The sequence below is a fragment of the Paludisphaera sp. genome (assembly GCF_037189885.1).
Lineage (GTDB): Bacteria > Planctomycetota > Planctomycetia > Isosphaerales > Isosphaeraceae > Paludisphaera.
In genome coordinates, this window is sequence record NZ_JBBCIR010000045.1 from 134,108 (window position 1) to 150,810 (window position 16,703).

The 16,703-nt window shown below is 71.0% G+C and carries 14 protein-coding genes; 5 read left to right on the forward strand and 9 right to left on the reverse strand.

Annotated features, from left to right (window positions below; genetic code table 11):
* Positions 1-139: 139 nt before the first annotated feature.
* From dinB to WG209_RS14680, 4 genes are all read right to left on the reverse strand, one after another.
* On the reverse strand, positions 140-1,234 hold the full coding sequence (gene dinB, locus WG209_RS14665; protein WP_337175805.1) for a DNA polymerase IV: 1,095 nt from the start codon (positions 1,232-1,234) through the stop codon (positions 140-142).
* A gap of 154 nt (positions 1,235-1,388) precedes the next feature.
* Entirely contained in the window at positions 1,389-2,258 is an 870-nt protein-coding gene (locus WG209_RS14670) for a DUF1559 domain-containing protein (protein WP_337175806.1), read from the reverse strand.
* 20 nt (positions 2,259-2,278) lie between these two features.
* Positions 2,279-3,160, reverse strand: a complete 882-nt coding sequence (locus tag WG209_RS14675; protein ID WP_337175807.1) for a DUF1559 domain-containing protein — start codon at positions 3,158-3,160, stop codon at positions 2,279-2,281.
* Between the two features lie 294 nt (positions 3,161-3,454).
* Entirely contained in the window at positions 3,455-4,462 is a 1,008-nt protein-coding gene (locus WG209_RS14680) for a D-2-hydroxyacid dehydrogenase (RefSeq protein ID WP_337175808.1), read from the reverse strand.
* A gap of 66 nt (positions 4,463-4,528) precedes the next feature.
* Between WG209_RS14680 and WG209_RS14685 the strand changes: the two genes are divergently transcribed.
* Positions 4,529-5,914, forward strand: a complete 1,386-nt coding sequence (locus WG209_RS14685; RefSeq protein ID WP_337175809.1) for a DUF2254 domain-containing protein — start codon at positions 4,529-4,531, stop codon at positions 5,912-5,914.
* Here the strand turns inward: WG209_RS14685 and mgtE are convergent.
* The 4 genes from mgtE to WG209_RS14705 form a co-directional block, all read right to left on the reverse strand.
* A complete protein-coding gene (mgtE, locus tag WG209_RS14690) occupies positions 5,889-7,265 on the reverse strand; it encodes a magnesium transporter (RefSeq protein WP_337175810.1) in 1,377 nt (458 codons plus the stop codon). The two genes, WG209_RS14685 and mgtE, sit on opposite strands and share 26 nt — an antisense overlap.
* Before the next feature lie 79 nt (positions 7,266-7,344).
* On the reverse strand, positions 7,345-7,887 hold the full coding sequence (locus WG209_RS14695) for a hypothetical protein (protein ID WP_337175811.1): 543 nt from the start codon (positions 7,885-7,887) through the stop codon (positions 7,345-7,347).
* Positions 7,888-7,907: 20 nt separating this feature from the next.
* Entirely contained in the window at positions 7,908-9,194 is a 1,287-nt protein-coding gene (gene serS, locus WG209_RS14700; protein WP_337175812.1) for a serine--tRNA ligase, read from the reverse strand.
* A gap of 122 nt (positions 9,195-9,316) precedes the next feature.
* Complete coding sequence (locus WG209_RS14705; protein WP_337175813.1) at positions 9,317-10,690, reverse strand: dipeptidase; 1,374 nt, start codon at positions 10,688-10,690, stop codon at positions 9,317-9,319.
* Between the two features lie 699 nt (positions 10,691-11,389).
* Between WG209_RS14705 and WG209_RS14710 the strand changes: the two genes are divergently transcribed.
* The 3 genes from WG209_RS14710 (at position 11,390) to WG209_RS14720 (ending at position 13,015) form a co-directional block, all read left to right on the forward strand.
* Positions 11,390-12,073, forward strand: coding sequence for a hypothetical protein (locus tag WG209_RS14710; RefSeq protein WP_337175814.1), 684 nt, complete (start codon positions 11,390-11,392; stop codon positions 12,071-12,073).
* 252 nt (positions 12,074-12,325) lie between these two features.
* Positions 12,326-12,601 carry a hypothetical protein gene (locus tag WG209_RS14715; protein WP_337175815.1) on the forward strand — a complete coding sequence of 92 codons (276 nt, stop codon included), beginning with the start codon at positions 12,326-12,328 and terminating at the stop codon, positions 12,599-12,601.
* A gap of 15 nt (positions 12,602-12,616) precedes the next feature.
* Positions 12,617-13,015, forward strand: a complete 399-nt coding sequence (locus tag WG209_RS14720) for a YraN family protein (protein ID WP_337175816.1) — start codon at positions 12,617-12,619, stop codon at positions 13,013-13,015.
* 248 nt (positions 13,016-13,263) lie between these two features.
* Here WG209_RS14720 and WG209_RS14725 read toward each other — a convergent pair whose 3' ends face one another.
* On the reverse strand, positions 13,264-14,253 hold the full coding sequence (locus tag WG209_RS14725; protein WP_337175817.1) for a Gfo/Idh/MocA family oxidoreductase: 990 nt from the start codon (positions 14,251-14,253) through the stop codon (positions 13,264-13,266).
* Between the two features lie 262 nt (positions 14,254-14,515).
* On the opposite strand from WG209_RS14725, the gene WG209_RS14730 reads away from it, so the two are divergent.
* Entirely contained in the window at positions 14,516-16,693 is a 2,178-nt protein-coding gene (locus WG209_RS14730; RefSeq protein ID WP_337175818.1) for a serine/threonine-protein kinase, read from the forward strand.
* Positions 16,694-16,703: the final 10 nt, after the last annotated feature.

Sequence of the window (16,703 nt, forward strand, 5' to 3'; positions counted from 1 at the left end):
CGATCCCGGATTGTGAAAGAGCGGGACACGCAATCCCCCCCATGATCCGCGGCGAGGGATCGGCGATTTCAGGATTCTGGTTTTCTTCCTCGCGGAGCTGGTGGACGGCGGCCGCCCGGCGAAGGAGGACCCGTTGCGGTCACGACCCCTGGAACGGCAGGCGGAGCTGCTGCCCGGGGCGTGGCGTCGACTCGACATCCAGCGAGGAGATGGTCACGCCGAGCAGCCGGATGCCCTTGCTGACGGGGAAGAGCGGCTCGGCGAGCGCGATGACCATCTCTTCGAGCATGGCCCGCGACTCGACCGGTTCGTCGACCGTCCGGCTGCGGGTGATCTGCTGGAAGTCGGCGTACTTGGCCTTGAGCGTCGCCGTCCGCCCCCGGATGCTCGCGTCCTCGCAGTAGGTCCAGACCTTGGTGATCAGCGGATCGAGGGCCGCGCGGGCCTCCTCGGGCGTGAAGAGGTCGGCGCTGAACGTCGTCTCCGCGCCGACCGACTTGCGGACGCGGTCGGGCGAGACGCGACGCTCGTCGACGCCCCGGGCCAGCCAGTAGTAATACAGGCCCGCCTTGCCGAAATGCTCCCGCAGGAAGTCGAGCGTCCTGGCTTTCAGGTCGGTGCCGGTGAAGATCCCGAGCCCTTCCATCCTGGCCCGGGTCGCGGGGCCGATCCCGTGGAACTTCCCCACCGGCAGGGCCTCGACATAGGCGGGGCCCATCCTCGGCGTGATGACGAACAGGCCGTCGGGCTTGTTCTCGTCGGAGGCCATCTTCGCCAGGAACTTGTTGTAGGAGACCCCGGCGGAGGCGGTCAGGCCCGTCTCGGCTCGGATCCTGGCCCGGATTTGCTCGGCGACGTCGGTCGCCGAGGCCACGGCCTTCAGGTTCTCGGTGACGTCGAGATAGGCCTCGTCGAGCGAGAGCGGCTCGATGAGCGGCGTGTATTCGGCGAAGATGGCGCGGATCTGGCGCGACACCGCCCGGTAGACGTCGAACCGCGGCTTCACGAAGATCAGCTCGGCGCACTTCCGCTTGGCGGTGACCGACGGCATGGCGGAGCGGACGCCGAACCGACGGGCCTCGTAGCTCGCGGCCGCCACGACGCCCCGCTCCCGCGAGCCCCCGACCGCGATGGGCTTCCCGCGCAGGTCGGGGTCGTCGCGCTGCTCGACGGACGCATAGAAGGCGTCCATGTCGACGTGAATCACCTTGCGCTGGCGATCAGGCCCGGCCACGCTCGCATCCCCGGTTTCGTCGGCTTCGCTTCGGCCTCGCCCCTCCCGTCCCGGCCCGGCGACGGCGGGTCGCCACATGGTCTGGGGCCGCCCGGAACTCTACCACACGAATGGCCACCGGTGAACAGGGGTGATGGAGACCATTCCGCCTTCATCAGTAGGCATCGCTCCCGACGGGCTCGCCGCCGTCTCGGGTGACGAGGGCGTACCAGACCGCGCGGGCCGTCGAGCGGCGGAGGGGGCGGACCGAGCCGTCGGCGAAGGCGGCGTTGATGAACTCGCCGTCGGAGCCGTGGAAGGAGCCGGAGACGACGGCGCGGCCCTCGGGCCGATCCGGCGGGGCGGGGGAGGTCGCGACGTCGAAGTCGCCGCCGCCGAGGCCGGGGACGGCCCAGCCCCGGCCGTCGCGCTTCTCCGCTAGGAGCACCGTGGTCGCCAGGCCGTCGGTCACGTCGCGCGGTCGGACGGCGGCCGTCAGTCCGCGCGGGCAGGGAAAGCCGACGGGGATCATCACGCCGCGATTGTTCCCCCGGGTCCTCGCGAAGTCGTCGCCGAGGCTCGGCAGCCGGCCGCCGCCCCAGTTGGCCCCGTAGTCGCTGGGGGCGAAGGCCCGGTCGATCCGAGACCCCAGGCGGTTTTCCGGGCATCGGAAGATTCTTATGCCCGTCGAGGCCAGGTCGGAATTGGGCGTGGCGCCGGACGCGGCGGCGTCGAAGTCGTGGGGGACGGCGAAGTTGTAGTTGTTGTAGATGCCCGCCTCGTCCACGTCGGCCATGACCAGCGCCATCCAGGAATGCGCCAGCCCGCTCGTCGGCGTGGCCGTGGTGTTCACCGGGAAGGATCCTTCGCGCAGGCAATACTGATTCACGCCCAGCGCGATGTTCTTCAGGTTGTTGTCGCAGTACACCCGACAGACGATCATCCGGGGCGACTGGAGCATCGGCAGCACGAAGCCAAGGCCGACGGCGACGATGGCGAGGATCACCAGCGTATCGGTGAGGGTTAGCCCGGCGCGACGGTCCATGGCGATCCTCCAGGCTTCATCTAATAGTTGTCGTTCCCGACGGGCTCGCGGCCGTCGCGGGTGAGGATGGCGTACCAGACCTTGGGGTTGAGGGTCGGCTTCAGGCCGCGGACGCTGCCGTCGCAGTAGACGAAGTTGGCCACGGCTGAGTGGAACGAGCCGGTAATCAGCGTGCGGAGGGCGGGGACGTCGGCCGCGAGGGGGGCGGGCGCGGCGTCGAAGTCGGCGCCGCCGTAGCCGCCGACGGACCAGCCCTGGCCGTCGCGCTTCTCGCCCGCGAGCAGCGTGCCCGACAGGCCGTCGCGGATGTCCTGGGGACGCACGCAGAACGTCGGGCCGCGCGGGGTGACGAGGCGCACGGTCATCATGACGCCCCGATAGTTCCCCTTCTCCCGGGCGAAGTCCTGGCCCGCCGCCGACAGCCCGCCGCCCCAGTTGGCCGCGTAGTGGTTGCGGGCGAAAGCCGAACCGTCGGGGTACGCCGAGCCGTCGGCACGGATGATCCGCCCCGACGCCAGCGGGGCGGTCGACAGCGGGTTCGACGGGCAGAGGTAGGTCGAGATCGTCGTCCCGACGACCGTCCGATTGGCCGGCGCGTGGTTCTCCAGTCGGAAGTTGTAGGCGTTGAACAGCGGGCGCTGGTCCAGCTCGGGGAGGATCATCGCCAGCCACGAATGGCCCACGCCCCTCCCCGCGCCGGCCGTGCTGCTCATGGGGAAGACGTTGCGCTCGGCGAGGTAGGCGTTGGCCGCCAGGCCGATCTGCCGCAGGTTGTTCATGCACTGAACCCGCCAGGCGCTCGCGCGCGAGAACTGCACCGCCGGCATCAGCAGGGCGATCACGATCCCGATGATCACGACCACCACCAGCAGCTCGATCAGCGTGAACCCGCGGCGTCGCATGGCGTGGCCTCCTCGGGGGGGGCGTTGTTCCGGCTCCATCGCCCGGCCCTAACGGCCTTCCCCCCTGGTGGGGGAAGACAGACCGCGAAGCGGTCAGATGAGGGGGTGCTTGCCCGCGAGACCTCGGATTTCGCGACTCCTCGCGTGGGCCGACGGCCGCGGAATGCCCCTTCGAACTTCGGAGGTTGTCTCGCTCGTCCCCCCCTCATCCGGCCCTTCGGGCCACCTTCCCCCACCAGGGGGGAAGGGAGTTCATGATCGCCCGCCCCGTCTCATCCTATGTCCGCCCGGGGGTCAGAACCAGAGCCTCTTATCCACCACGTTGCGCAAGGGCTCGCCGCGGGAGAAGCGGCCGAGGTTGTCCGCGAGCAGGGCGCGGTGGCGCTCGGCGATGATCGGCGAATAGCCCGCCGTGTGGGGCGTGAGGATGACGTTCGGGAAGTCCCAGAGCGGGTGGTCTTCCGGCAGGGGCTCGACCTCGTACACGTCGAGCGCCGCGCCGGCGAGCTTGCCCCCCCGCAAGGCCGCGACCAGGTCGTCCAGGACGACGATCGCGCCACGGCCGATGTTGATCAGGTAGCTCGTCGGGCGCATTTTCGCCAGGCGGTCGGCGTCGAACAGGCGTTCGGTCTCCGGCGTGTGGGGCGCGGCGATGACGACGAAGTCGGACCAGGCCAGGAGGTCGTCGAGCCGGTCGACGCCCTCGATCCGGTCGACGAAGTCGGGCGTCTCGATCCGGTCGGGATGTCGATCCACGCCCCGGATCGTCATGCCGAACGCCGAGGCCCGCCGCGCGACCTCCAGGCCGATCCCCCCCATGCCGACGACCCCCATCGTGGCGCGCGGGAGGTAGATGGTGGCCCGGTCCATCGCGTTGACGACCCCCGGCCCCGAGGCGAAGTCGACCCGCGCCGACCCCCCGCCTTCCGGCTCGTACCGGCGTTCGAGCTGTCGCCGAGCGTAGACGTGGAGGTTGCGAGCGAAGCAGAGGACGTAGCCCATCACCTGGTCGGCGATGACGTCGCCGAACAGCCCTCGGGTGTTGGTCAGAGTGCAGGGGTGGTCGACGAGTTCCGGGAACAGGTAGTGCTCCAGACTGGCCGTGAAGGTCTGCACCCATCGCAGGCGGTCGGCCCTGGCGAGCATCGCGGGGGTGATCTTGCCCAGGAACGCGACGGTGCCGGGCACGGCGGCCTCGGCCTCGTCGGGGGTCGCGGCGTTGACGATCTCGGCCCCCGGCGCGGCGGCGCGGAAGAGGGCCAGGCGGTCGGCGTCGACGGGCGGGTGGATGACGATTTTCATGGTAAGATCCTCGAAACGGACGGTCTTCTCCGACCGTCCGACGGACGGCCTCCCGGGGGGCGCCTGATGAAGCTCTGGTTCGTGAGCCGGTGGGAGAGTTTGCGCGGGAGCTTCTGGTTCCTGCCGACCGTCATGGTCGCCGGGGCGATGGCGCTGTCGCTGTTCACCCTGCGGTTGGACCGGGCGACCCCCGATTATAGCCCGCTGGCGGCCATGGGATGGACGTTCGCGCAGGGGCCGGAGGGCTCGCGGGCGGTCCTCGCGGCGGTGGTCGGGTCGATGATGGGGATCACGAGCGTCACGTTCTCGATCATGATCGTGGCGTTGCAGCTCGCCTCGTCGCAGTTCGGCCCGCGGCTGCTGCGGAACTTCATGCGCGACCGCGGCAGCCAGGCGGCGCTCGGGACCTTCCTGGCGACGTTCACCTACTGCCTGCTGATCCTGCGGACGGTCAACGGCGCGGAGGGGGAGCGGTTCGTCCCGAACACGTCGGTCACGGTGGGCCTCGGCCTGGCGCTGGCGAGCCTGGGCGTCTTCATCTTCTTCATCCACCACGCGGCGGCCTCGATCCAGGCCGAGAACATCATCTCGTCGGTGAGCCGCGAGCTGGACCGGGCGATCGACCGCCTGTATCCCGAGGGGACGGGCGACGAGGCGGAGGATCCGCGCGACGGCGGGCGCGACGTCCCCGAGGCGTTCGACCGCGAGGCCGAGCCGGTGGCGTCCCGCTCCAGCGACTACCTCCAGGCCGTCGACCTCGACGGGCTGATGGCGTTGGCCGTCGAGCGGGACCTGATCATCTCCATCCCCTCGCGGCCCGGGAAGTTCGTCTTCGAGGGGGGCGAGCTGGCCCTGGCCTGGCCCCCCGGGCGCCTGCGCGACGGCGACGCCGACGCGATCCGCGCCGCGTTCTACCTGGGCGCGCGGCGGAGCCCGACGCAGGACGTCGAGTTCGCCATCGACCAGCTCGTCGAGGTCGCCCTGCGGGCCGCGCCCAACGACCCGTTCACGGTCATCAACTGCATCGACCGCATCGGCGCCGGGCTCTGCCGGCTGGCGGCGCGGCGGATGCCCTCGCCGTACCGCCACGACGGGGAGGGGAGGCTGCGCCTGATCGCCGACCGGTCCACGGCGGCCGGGATCGTCGACGCGGCGTTCAACCAGATCCGCCAGGCCACCAGGGAGGACGCGGCCGTGAGCCTGCGGCTCCTGGAGTGCATCGCATCGGTCGGCCGCCGCGCCCGGAACCCCGAGATGATCGCCGCGCTTCGCCGGCAGGCCGAGCTGATCCACCACGGCGCCGTCGCGGGCCTGGCCGAGGCCGCCGACCGCTCCGACGCCGACTCCCGCTACGTCCGCGCCCTCCGATCGCTCGTCCCGGCCAAATCGCCTCCGGGCGAAGTGGGGGAGGACGCCGACGGGGCGGCTACTTCGCCAGCCCCAGGACGTTGATGGCGATCGTGAAGTAGATGATCAGCCCGGTGGCGTCGACGAGGGTGCTGATGAACGGCGCGGAGACGACGGCGGGGTCGATGCCGACGCGGCGGGCGACCAGCGGGACGACCGCGCCGATGACGTTCGACCACATGCAGACGCCGAACAGCGACAGCCCGACCACGGCGCTGACGTCCCACGGCTGGCCGCGCCAGTAGTGGATGTAGAAGAAGCCGGCGGTGCCCAGCAGGATCCCCAGGCACGTGCCGGTGAGCCACTCGCGCAGGACGACCCGGAGCGTGTGCGACAGCTTGATCTCGCCCAGCGCCATGCCGCGGATCACGGTGCCGACGGTCTGGCTGCCGGCGTTGCCGCCGGTGCCGGTCAGCAGGGCCATGAAGAAGAACAGGGCGGGGGCCTGGCCCTCGTCCAGGGTCCACTGGAAGTGCTCGTTGACCGGCGTGGTGAGGTTCTCGGCCAGGAACAGCAGCATCAGCCACTTGATCCGGCGGCGGACCACCGAGACGACCGGGCTCTGCCAGTAGGGGAGGTCGTCGGCCTCCGGGTCCGGGGAGACGCCGCCGAACTTGAGGATGTCCTCGGTCTGCTCGCGGCGGAGGATGTCCAGGGCGTCGTCGTGGGTGACGATGCCGACGAGCTTGGAGTCGGCGTCGACGATCGGCAGGGCGATGAGGTCGTACTTGTCGATCGTCCGGGCGACCTCCTCCTGGTCGTCGTCCACCTTCGCCTGGATCACGTCGAGCTGCATGATCTCCTCGATCACCGCCGAGCGGCGGGCGAGGATCAGGGTCTTCAGGGAGATGAAGCCGATGAGCCGCCGGTTGTGGTCGACGACGTAGCAATAATAGATGGTCTCGCGGTCGGGCGCCTCGTGGCGGAGGCGCTCCAGCGCGTCGCGGACGGTGATGTGGGCCGGCAGGGTGACGTAGTCGGTCGTCATCACCGCGCCGGCGGTGCCGGGCTCATACGCGGCCAGGCGGGCGATGTCCTCGCGCTCGGCCTGGGCGAGGTTCGGCAGCACCTCGTCGACGAAGTCCTCGTCGAGCCGGTTGACCAGGTCGGCGCGGTCGTCGTGCGACATCACGCGGAGCAGCTCGGCGGCCTCCTTGGGGGGCATCGCCTCGACGAGCCGGCTCTGCTCGTCGGCGCCGAAGTAGCTGAGGACCTCGGCGCGCTCGCGGGGCGCCAGCACGCGGAAGACGGCGTCGCCGTCGCCGTCGGGGAGATCCTCGATGAACTCGGCCACGCGCCCGGGGTGCTGGTCCTCCAGGAACTCCCGGAGCACATCCTCCTCCCCCCCCTGGATCAGCTCGCGGAGGTCGGGCACCAGCAGCGGGTTTCGCATCATCGGCCTTCCTCCGGGGTGGGTCCGTCGCGGGGCTCTCGGCCCTCGCGGCGTCCGAGGCGGCCGGGGGCGGGTGGTGTCTTCAGTCGGCGCGCTCGCGGCGGGCGAGGTCGTGGACGGTGTCGATTGTCGTCAGGCCGGGGAATCGTTCGCGGAAGTCCGGAGCGAGGATGTATCCGTCGGGCATGTCCGCGGGGAGCGTGAGCATCGCCGTCCCCGCCTCCTCGGCGGTATACCGACGATGGCACCAGGCGACGAACTCGTGAGGTCGCGGCACGACGACGAGGGCTTGGATCTCGTCGTCGCTCGGGGGCGGGCAGGGGGCCGACGAAAGCAGGTCGTCCGCCGTCCACCAGACGCGGACCGGGAGCTTATAGCCCTGCTCGATGATCAAGGTCCCCTCGCCCGCCTCCAGCGCCGGCCGTAGTTCCTCCCATGTCTTGAAACGACCGCGGGCCTTCATGCGTTGGAGGAATCGCCTCTCCCCGGCCGCCTGGAGCCTGGCGATCAGGGGGACGAGCGGCAGCCAGATCGGGGTCGTCAGGAAAACAAGGATGCAACCGACGGCGAGGAAGGGCTTCACATACCAGGCGAATCCACGCCCCGCGTCCGGTCGCCCGTCCATCGCCGGCTCCGCGTCTCGGCTCACCCGATCACGTCCTTGCCGATGTATGGCCTGAGCACCTCCGGGACGTCGATCTTGCCGTCGGCGCGCTGGTAGTTCTCCATCACGGCGATGATGGCCCGGCTGACCGCGACGGCGGTGCCGTTGAGGGTGTGGACGAACCGCGTCCCCTTCTGGCCCGTCGGGCGGTAGCGGATGTTGAGCCGGCGCGCCTGGTAGTCGGTGCAGTCGGACGTGCTGGTGACCTCGCCGTACTCGCCCGATTCGCCGCGGCCGGGCATCCAGGCCTCCAGGTCGAATTTGCGGTAGGCCGGGCCGCCCAGGTCGCCGGTGGCGATGTCCAGCACGAGGTACGGGATGCCCAGCTCGCCGAAGATCTCCTCCTCGATCTCCAGCATCTCCTGGTGGATCGCGCCCGACTGCTCGGGCGTGGAGAAGGCGAACATCTCGACCTTGGTGAACTGGTGGACGCGATACAACCCCCGGCTCGCCCGGCCCGCCGCGCCGGCCTCGGTGCGGAAGCAGTGCGAGAGGCCGACGAACCGGATCGGCAGCGCGGCTTCGTCCAGCAACTCGTCGGCCAGCATGCCCCCCAGGGTGATCTCGGCGGTGCCGACGAGGCTCAGGTCGGTGTCCTCCACCGAGTAGACCTGGGTCTCCTCGCCGCGGGGGGTGAAGCCGATCCCCTCCAATATGCTGTTGCGGGCGAGGTCCGGCGTGGTGATCGGGACGAAGCCCCGGCCGATCAGCTTCCGCAGCGCGAACTGCTGGAGCGCCAGGTCCAGCAGCACGGCGTCGTTCTTGAGGAAGTAGAAGCCCGAGCCGGCGACCTTCGCCCCGGTCTCGAAGTCGATCAGGTCGAGATCCTTCCCGAGCGCGACGTGGTCCTTGACCGGGAAGTCGAACGTCCGGGGCGTGCCCACCTTCCGCAGCTCCTTGCTGTCGGCCTCGGTCCGGCCGACGGGGGCGTCGGGGTGCGTGAGGTTGGGGATCTGGCGGAGGCGCTGCTTGATCTCGTCGTCGAGGTGCCGGAGCTGCTCCTCGTGCTCGGCGACGTCGGACTTCAGCCGCTTGCCGGCCTCGATCAGCTCGGCCCGGCGCGCGGGGTCCTTCTCCTTGCCGGTCGACTGGGCGACCTCGTTCTGGCGACGGCGGACATCCTCGACGGTCCCCAGGACGCGCCTGCGGTCGGCCTCCAGGTCGACGATCCGGTCCAGGTCTTCCAGGACGTCGGCGGGGACGGCGCGGTTGCGGCAGTTGTCGCGGACGGCGTCGATGTTGGCGATGATGTACTTGAGGTCGAGCATGACGGGATTCCTCGATCGCGCCCCGGCCGGCGTGTCCGACCGGGGGACTCCCCACGCGCCGCGGCCGCCGCGGCGCGGGCCTGGTCGTCCGATGATTCGTCGATCCGGATGGATGCCTGGGGTCAGGTGGCCCGCGACAGCTCGTCGAGCAGGTGGGCGCTCGCCTTGGTGCCGCGGTGGAAGTCGGCCAGGGAGAACTTCTCGTTGGGGCCGTGCAGGTTGTCGTCGTTCTGGCCCCAGCCCAGCAGGAGGGTGTCCACCTTCAGGTGCTTCTTGAGCAGGCCGACGACCGGGATGGAGCCCCCCTCGCGGACGAACAGCGGGGGGACGCCGAAGCTGGCCTCGATCGCCTTGACCGCCGCGCGGAAGCCGGGGCTGTCCACGTCCACCAGCACGGCGGGGGAGCCCTGGTGGGCGATGAACTCCACCGTCACCCCCGGCGGGGTATGCGCCTGGACGTGGGCCCGGACCAGCCGCTCGATTTCCGCCGGGTCCTGGTCGGGGACCAGCCGGAAGCTGAACTTCGCGCCCGCCTTGCAGGGCAGGACCGTCTTGGGGCCGGGGCCCGAGTAGCCACCCCAGACGCCGTGGACGTCGCAGGTCGGCCGGGCGCCCTTGCGCTCGAGCGTCGTATAGCCTTCCTCGCCGAAGGTCTCGGCCACGCCCAGGTCGGCCCGGAACTCCTCCTCGGAGAAGGGGAGGTCGGCGAACGCCTTGCGCTCCCAGCCCTCCAGCGGGCGGACGGAGTCGTAGAAGCCTTCAACCCGGACGCGGCCGTCCGGGCCCTTGAGCGAGTCCAGGATGGCGGCCAGGGCGTTCAGCGGGTTGGCGACCGCGCCGCCGTAGGTTCCGGAGTGCAGGTCGCGATTCGCGCCCTGGATGTTGATCTCGAAGTAGGCGAGGCCCTTCAGGCCGTAGGTGATCGCCGGCTTGCCGGGGGCGAACTGGCTGGTGTCGGAGATGACGGCGTAGTCGCAGGCGAGTTTCTCGGGGTTGGCCGCGACGTACTCCTCCAGGTTGGCGCCGCCGATCTCCTCCTCGCCCTCGATCAGGAACTTGACGTTCACCGGCGGGTCGCCGACCGTCTTCAGCCAGGCCTCGACGGCCTTGACGTGGGTGAACATCTGGCCCTTGTCGTCGGTCGCGCCGCGGGCGTAGATGTTGCCGTCGCGGACGGTGGGCTCGAACGGGGGAGAATTCCAGGGTTCGAGTGGTTCCGGCGGCTGGACGTCGTAATGTCCATAGATGAGCACCGTCGGCTTGCCGGGCGCGGCCAGGCGTTCGGCGTAGACGATCGGATGGCGCTTGGTCTGGATGATCTCGGCCTTCAGGCCCATCGCGGCGAGGTCGTCATGGATGAACTGGGCGGCGCGGCGGGTGTCGGCATCGTGGTCGGGCTGCGCGGAGACGCTGGGGATCCGCAGGAGATCCTTGAGCTGCTCCTCGAAGTCCCGCGCGTGCGATTCGAGATAAGCGTCGATCCGGTCCAGGCTCATGCCGCCTCCCCCCCTCTCGTCACCCCGCCCCGACGGCCCCGATCGGCCGAGCCGACAGTCTATCACGGCGCCACGCCGCGTCGCCACGCCGCGCCGCCGCGACGCAATGACGCGACGCGCGGTCACGTCGCCCCGGGTCGGCCGTTGGATCCCGCATGGACGGACGTGGCTTCTCGGCCTCGGGCTTGCCGGGGGCCTGGCAAGGATTACAAAATGGAGGCCGGTTCCTTGTACGGTTGACTTGTCCGCGACAGGGTCCATATTTTTCCGGAAGTCGACTCAAGTTTTCGCGGGCCGGTGCCGCAACGAGACTTGCGGGGCCCGGCGGGAACGTCTGGCATCCGAAATGCAACAGGGGGTCGTCCGCCGAAAAGTTCGGGGTTCCAGGTACGATCAGGGAGGATGTGGCGCTTCGTCGGCGTGATTCGATCGCAACCTTGGATGGACTTCCGTGGAATCAACGACATGGGTAAAGCGGGCGGCTCGCGTGGTATAGTCGTGACGAGCGGCGAGTGAGGCGTTGCCAACGGAAAGGCGACCGTCCCCGGGGTGGGTTTCGGCTCCCTTGGGCGCGGTGTCAAGCGGATTCCTGGGAGGGTTCGACTCGGGCTGGCCCCGAGACCGCTTGACGCGGCAGCCGAGGACGATCAGCGAAACAATCCCTTTGTATGTGACAGTTTAGGAGGGGGATCCTTTCCAATGAGCTTCATTCAACGCTTCCTCGAGCGTGTGCTCCGCAACAACCCCACGCGGATGCCGCGCACCAGCTTCGACGACCTGAGCCAGGAGCAACTCGACGCCCACCTCCGCGTCGGCCGCTACGGGAGCTTCTCGCTGACCGACGCGGTCCGGCCGTCGATCGAGCTGGACGTGGTCCCCCGCGAGGGCTACCGCCGCGACGTCTACTGCGACCCGGAGAGCGGCAACACCATGCCGGTCCTGGCCGCCAGCGTCTCGGCCGACCGGCTGTTCGACGTCTTCATGGACCTGCTCGACCCGCTCGGCGAGGTCGTCGACGTGGTGATGGAGTCCAGCCACGACTCCGAGCCCGGCTCGCACTCCGACCTCTACCGCGAGCACATGGACACCGTCATCCTCAAGAGCACGCTCTACGACTACGAGTCGCTCCTGATGAACGACGGCTGCACCGGCCTGGCCGCCCTCAACCCCGGCGGGCCGATGGAGGTCCAGTTCGACGAGCACAAGCTCCTGTTCGTCTACGCCCACGACCTCGACCCCTTCGAGGAGATCCTCAAGGGCTACGGCCTGAGGCGCGACGACACCCTCAAGTTCATCTCCGAGGCCGAGCACCTCCACTCGACCGACGACGAGCACCGCGACCAGTTCGACGAGCTGCTCTACCGCCTCGGCATCGACGACTGAGCCCGGCCGGCCGCATCGGATCGCGATCGTACAAAGGGATGGGGGGGCGTCCGGCGGATCCGGCCGCCCCTTCGCTTTTCGAAATCCCGCCGATCTGGCCTGGACGGATCGGCCGGCCCGTGGCATCGTGTCGCCGCATCTCCGCGGGGGCTCCCCGCGCGGGCGATCGCCCGATCAAGGACCGAGGCCCCGTCGGCGAACGACCGGCGTCGGGGCCCGAACCGCACTTCGCATATCAAGGATGAAACGGCCATGCGGCGAACCATCTTCGGCCCGGCGTGCGCGCTGGCGCTCTGCGCCGGGCTGGCGGCCGGCGGCTGCGACACGCTGAGGCCCTCCACCCGGCGCGAGCCTCCGCCGCCGATCGACGAGGCGGTCGAGCCCGCCGACGGGGACGGCTCCGACCGGATCGAGGCCGTCACCTCGGACGGCCGCCCCTCGAACGCCCCGTTCTTCAAGAACAACCGCCTCAAGGGAGGCCTCAGCGACCAGGCCCGCGACATCGAGTCCAGCCTGGGCGTGAGGTGAGGTGAGCCCGTCGCCATGAACCCCGTGTTGCGAGCCCTGCTCGGCCGACTCCTGGGCGACCGGGGCGAGCGCGCGGCCGTCGCGCTGCTGAAGCGGCGCGGGATGCGCATCCTCCGGCGCAACTACCGGACGAAGCACGGCGAGGTCGACGTCATCGCCCGCGACGGCGGCGTCGTCGTCTTCGTCGAGGTCAAGGCCCGGCGTCGCGGCGACCCGGCCGAGGCCGTCACGACCGAGAAGCAGCGCCGGCTGACGCTCGCCGCGCTCCACTTCCTCAAGCGCCACCGCCTGCTCGACCACCGATGCCGCTTCGACGTCGTCGCCGTCCTCTGGCCCGACGACCACGGCCCGCCGACCGTCGAGCACTACGCCGACGCCTTCGAGCCCCCCGGCCGCGGCCAGATGTTCCGGTGACGGCCGAATGAGGCGTCTCCTCGGGATCGGGACGAACCATCCTTACGTCCTTCCCCCTGACGGGGGAAGGTGGCCCGAAGTGCCGGGTGAGGGGGAGGCCAAGCGAGAAGGCCGCCGGGATTCGCGAAGGCCGGTCGGGCGAGCTTCCGAATCCCGATGGCGCGCGTGCTCGTCATCCCCCTCATCGGACCGCTCCGCGGTCTGTCTTCCCCCGCGAGGGGGGAAGATCGTTGCCATGCCTCGCGCCGTCACTCTCCCCGCGCGGCTCGGAGGATGCGGTTGAGGACGTCCATCTGGGCGACGCCGTCCTCGGCGGGCGCTTCGAGCGAGCCGGCGGCGACCGAGCGGGCGAAGGAGTCGACCATCGCGGCGTACTGGTCGACGGCGTCGAAGGTCAGGGTCTCGTAACGGTCGACGCCCTCGCCGGCGTCGGAGGCGACCTCCATCGTCCGCAGGGTCGCGATCGGCCCGGAGGCGGGGGGGAGGAAGGCGTCCGGGACGACGATGGATCCCGTCGTGCCGACGAGTTCATATCGGCAGACGAACGGCTGGTCGAAGGCGCAGTCGACGGTCGCCAGCACGCCGTTCGGGAACCGCAGCGACGCGGCGACGCCCAGGTCGACGCCGTTGGGGGCGAACCGGCCGACGGCCTCCACCCGGTCGGGCTCGGCCCCCGCGAACAGCCGCGCGGCGTTCACGCCGTAGCAGCCCACGTCCCACAGCGGCCCGCCGCCCCGCGCCGGGTCGAGCCGCCAGTCGGCGGGGTCGATCGGGAACGAGAACGACGCGCGGACCAGCCCGAGCCGGCCGATCGCGCCGGCGTCGACCATCCGCTTGACCTCCAGCGTCCGCGGCTGGTGCCGCCACATGAAGGCTTCCATCAGCAGCACGCCGCGGTCGCGGCAGTGGGCGGCCATCGCGCGGGCCTCGTCCACGTCGAGAGCCAGCGGCTTCTCGCAGAGGACGTGCTTGCCGGCGTCGGCCGCCTTCAGCGCCCAGGGCTTGTGCAGCTCGTTCGGCAGCGGGATGTACACGGCGTCGACGCCCGGGTCCGCCACGAGCGCCTCGTACGACCCGCGAGCCGTCGCGATGCCGAACTCGTCGGCCCACGCCCGCGCGGTGGCGACGTCCCGGCTGGCGATCGCCGCGACCTCCCCCGACTCCGACGCCCGAATCCCCGGGATCAGCCCCCGCCGGCAGATCCTCGCGCAGCCCAGGAGGCCCCATCGCAAACCCATGGCTTCGCCCCGCCCTCGTCCTAATTTCCGCGATCGTCACGACGACCCTCAGGATACCCTCCCGGCGGCGCCGATCCCACCATGCCGCGACGGGGGAGGTCGAAGGCCCCGGTCGGGGTCGTCGGCCTCGCCGGGACACCGATAACATCCCTGGATTTGAGGATTCGCCCGTCGGTATGATGGCCGCGTGCGTGGCCGGGCGGCGATCGCCGGGCCGAGGGCAGGGCGCGCGACGCGCGGCCGCCGGAAGAGGGGGACGACGATGGTCCCGGATCCGACGGATCCCGATCTCTCGACGGGTCGGCTGTCGCGCCTGGTGGAGCTGATCCAGCTGGGCGAGGAGGAGCTGCGCGCGCGGCTGGATCGGATCCTCCGGGAGGATCCGGAAGCCGGGGCGGAGCTGGAGAGGCTGCTGGCCGCGGGGGACGCGGCGCGGACCGAGGGCTGGCTCGCGGAGCACGCCCCGCGCGCGGTCGCCGCCCTGCCTCCCGGGGCGTGGGTGGGGCCGTACCGGGTCGATCGCGTCCTGGGCCGGGGAGGGATGGGGGTCGTCTACCTCGCGCGGCGGGGCGAGGGGGACCGGGCGGACGTGGCCCTCAAGGTGATGCGCCCGGGCCTGCCCGGCTACCTGATGTCGCGGTTCCACGCCGAGCGCCGGTGCCTCGCCGCGCTGGTCCATCCGGGGATCGTCCGGCTCCTGGACGGCGGCGACGACGCCGACGGCTCGCCCTACCTGGTGATGGAATACGTGGCCGGGGAGCACCTGAACGAGCATTGCCGGGCCCGCGACGCGACGGTCGAGGAGCGCGCGCGGCTGGTGCATTCCGTGGCCGAGACGCTGGCGTTCGCGCACCGCCGGGGCGTGGTGCATCGCGACCTGAAGCCCTCGAACATCCTGGTGGGAAGGGACGGGCGGCCCCGGTTGACGGACTTCGGCCTGGCGAAGATCGTCGCGGCGGCGACGGCCGACGACTGGGCGGCCACCCAGACGGCCACGGGGCTGCTGATGGGCACCCCGGCCTACATGGCCCCCGAGCGGATCACCGGCGGCCCCGGCCGCGACGACCCGGGCGTGGACGTCTACTCGCTCGGCGTGATCCTCTTCCGGCTGCTGGCCGGCCGCCCGCCGTTCGAGGCCGACGGGCCGGTCACGGCCCACGCTCGGCCCGTGCGCGAGGACGCCCCCGCCCTGCGGCGGGTCTCCCCGTCGGCCCCTCGCGACCTGGAGACGATCGCGGCGAGGGCGCTGGCCCGCGACCCCCGCGACCGCTTCAAGGACGCCGGCGAGATGGCCGAGCAGCTCCGGCGATACCTCGCGGGCGAGCCGCTCGGCATCCGCCCGCCGGGCGCCGCCGAGCGGCTGGCGCGGTGGGCCTCGCCGCGTCTCCGCCCGCTGCTCGCCTGGGGGGCGAGCCTCGCCGCCGCCCTCGTCCTCATGATCGGGTTCCAGGCCGCCTGGAACCGCCAGCTCCGCCATGATCGCGACGCGCTGCGGGGCATGACGCGGTCGCTCTGGGCGGCGTCGACCCGGCTCGTGGAGGATCTGGCCGCCGACGAGCCGGCCGTCCGGCCGTTCCACGAGGAGCTTTCGCGGTCCTTCGAGGCCGCGCGCGACCGGGGGCTCCTGGACGCCGACCCCGCGGTGGACCGCCAGGTCGCCGTGATGCATCGCCATCTCGCCACGGTGTTCCTGGCCAGGGGCGAGGAGGCCGAGTCCCTGCGGCTGCTCGACCGCGCCATGGACCTCCTCGGCCCCCTCCCGCCGCGGATCGACGACCCCGCGGCCCGGGCCTGGACGGAGTTCGACCTGTTCCGCGTCCACATCCTGCGGGCCGAATGCCTGGGCAAGCTCGGCCGGCCCGACGCCGGCATCGTCGCATCCGACGAGGCGCTGCGGGTCATCCGCGGCCTCGTCGATCGGTTCCCGGACGAGCCCGCGCGCCTGGAGGCCGAGGCCCGCCACCTGCTCGCCCGCGAGCCGCTGCTCCTGAATCTGGGCCGGCCCGCCGACCCGCGCCGCGAGATCGACGAGGCGCTCCGCCTGGCCGAGCGGAGCGTCGCCCTCGCCGGCCCCGGGGCCGACCTCGTGAAGCTGAACACCCTCTGCGCCGCGCGGAAATCGGCGGCGGTCGCGGCGACGGACCCCGCCGAGAAGGAGCGCCTCTTCCGAGGGGCCCGCGCCACGGCCGAGCGCGTCCAGGCCTTGCCCGGCATCTCCTGGACCGCCGACGAGGCGTACGTCGACGCCATGCTGGGGCTGGGGGGCTTCCTGCTGGAGCAAGGCCGTCACGCGGAGGCGGTCGCGCCTTACGAGGACGCCGCCCGGGGGATCGACCGCCTGCTCGCGCGGCGGCCCGATCGGGAGGCGTACCTCGAAGCCCGGCGGCGCGTCGTCGACCGACTCGACCTCTGCCGCCAGGCCATCGCGGCCGTCCCGTAGCCCGGCCCGC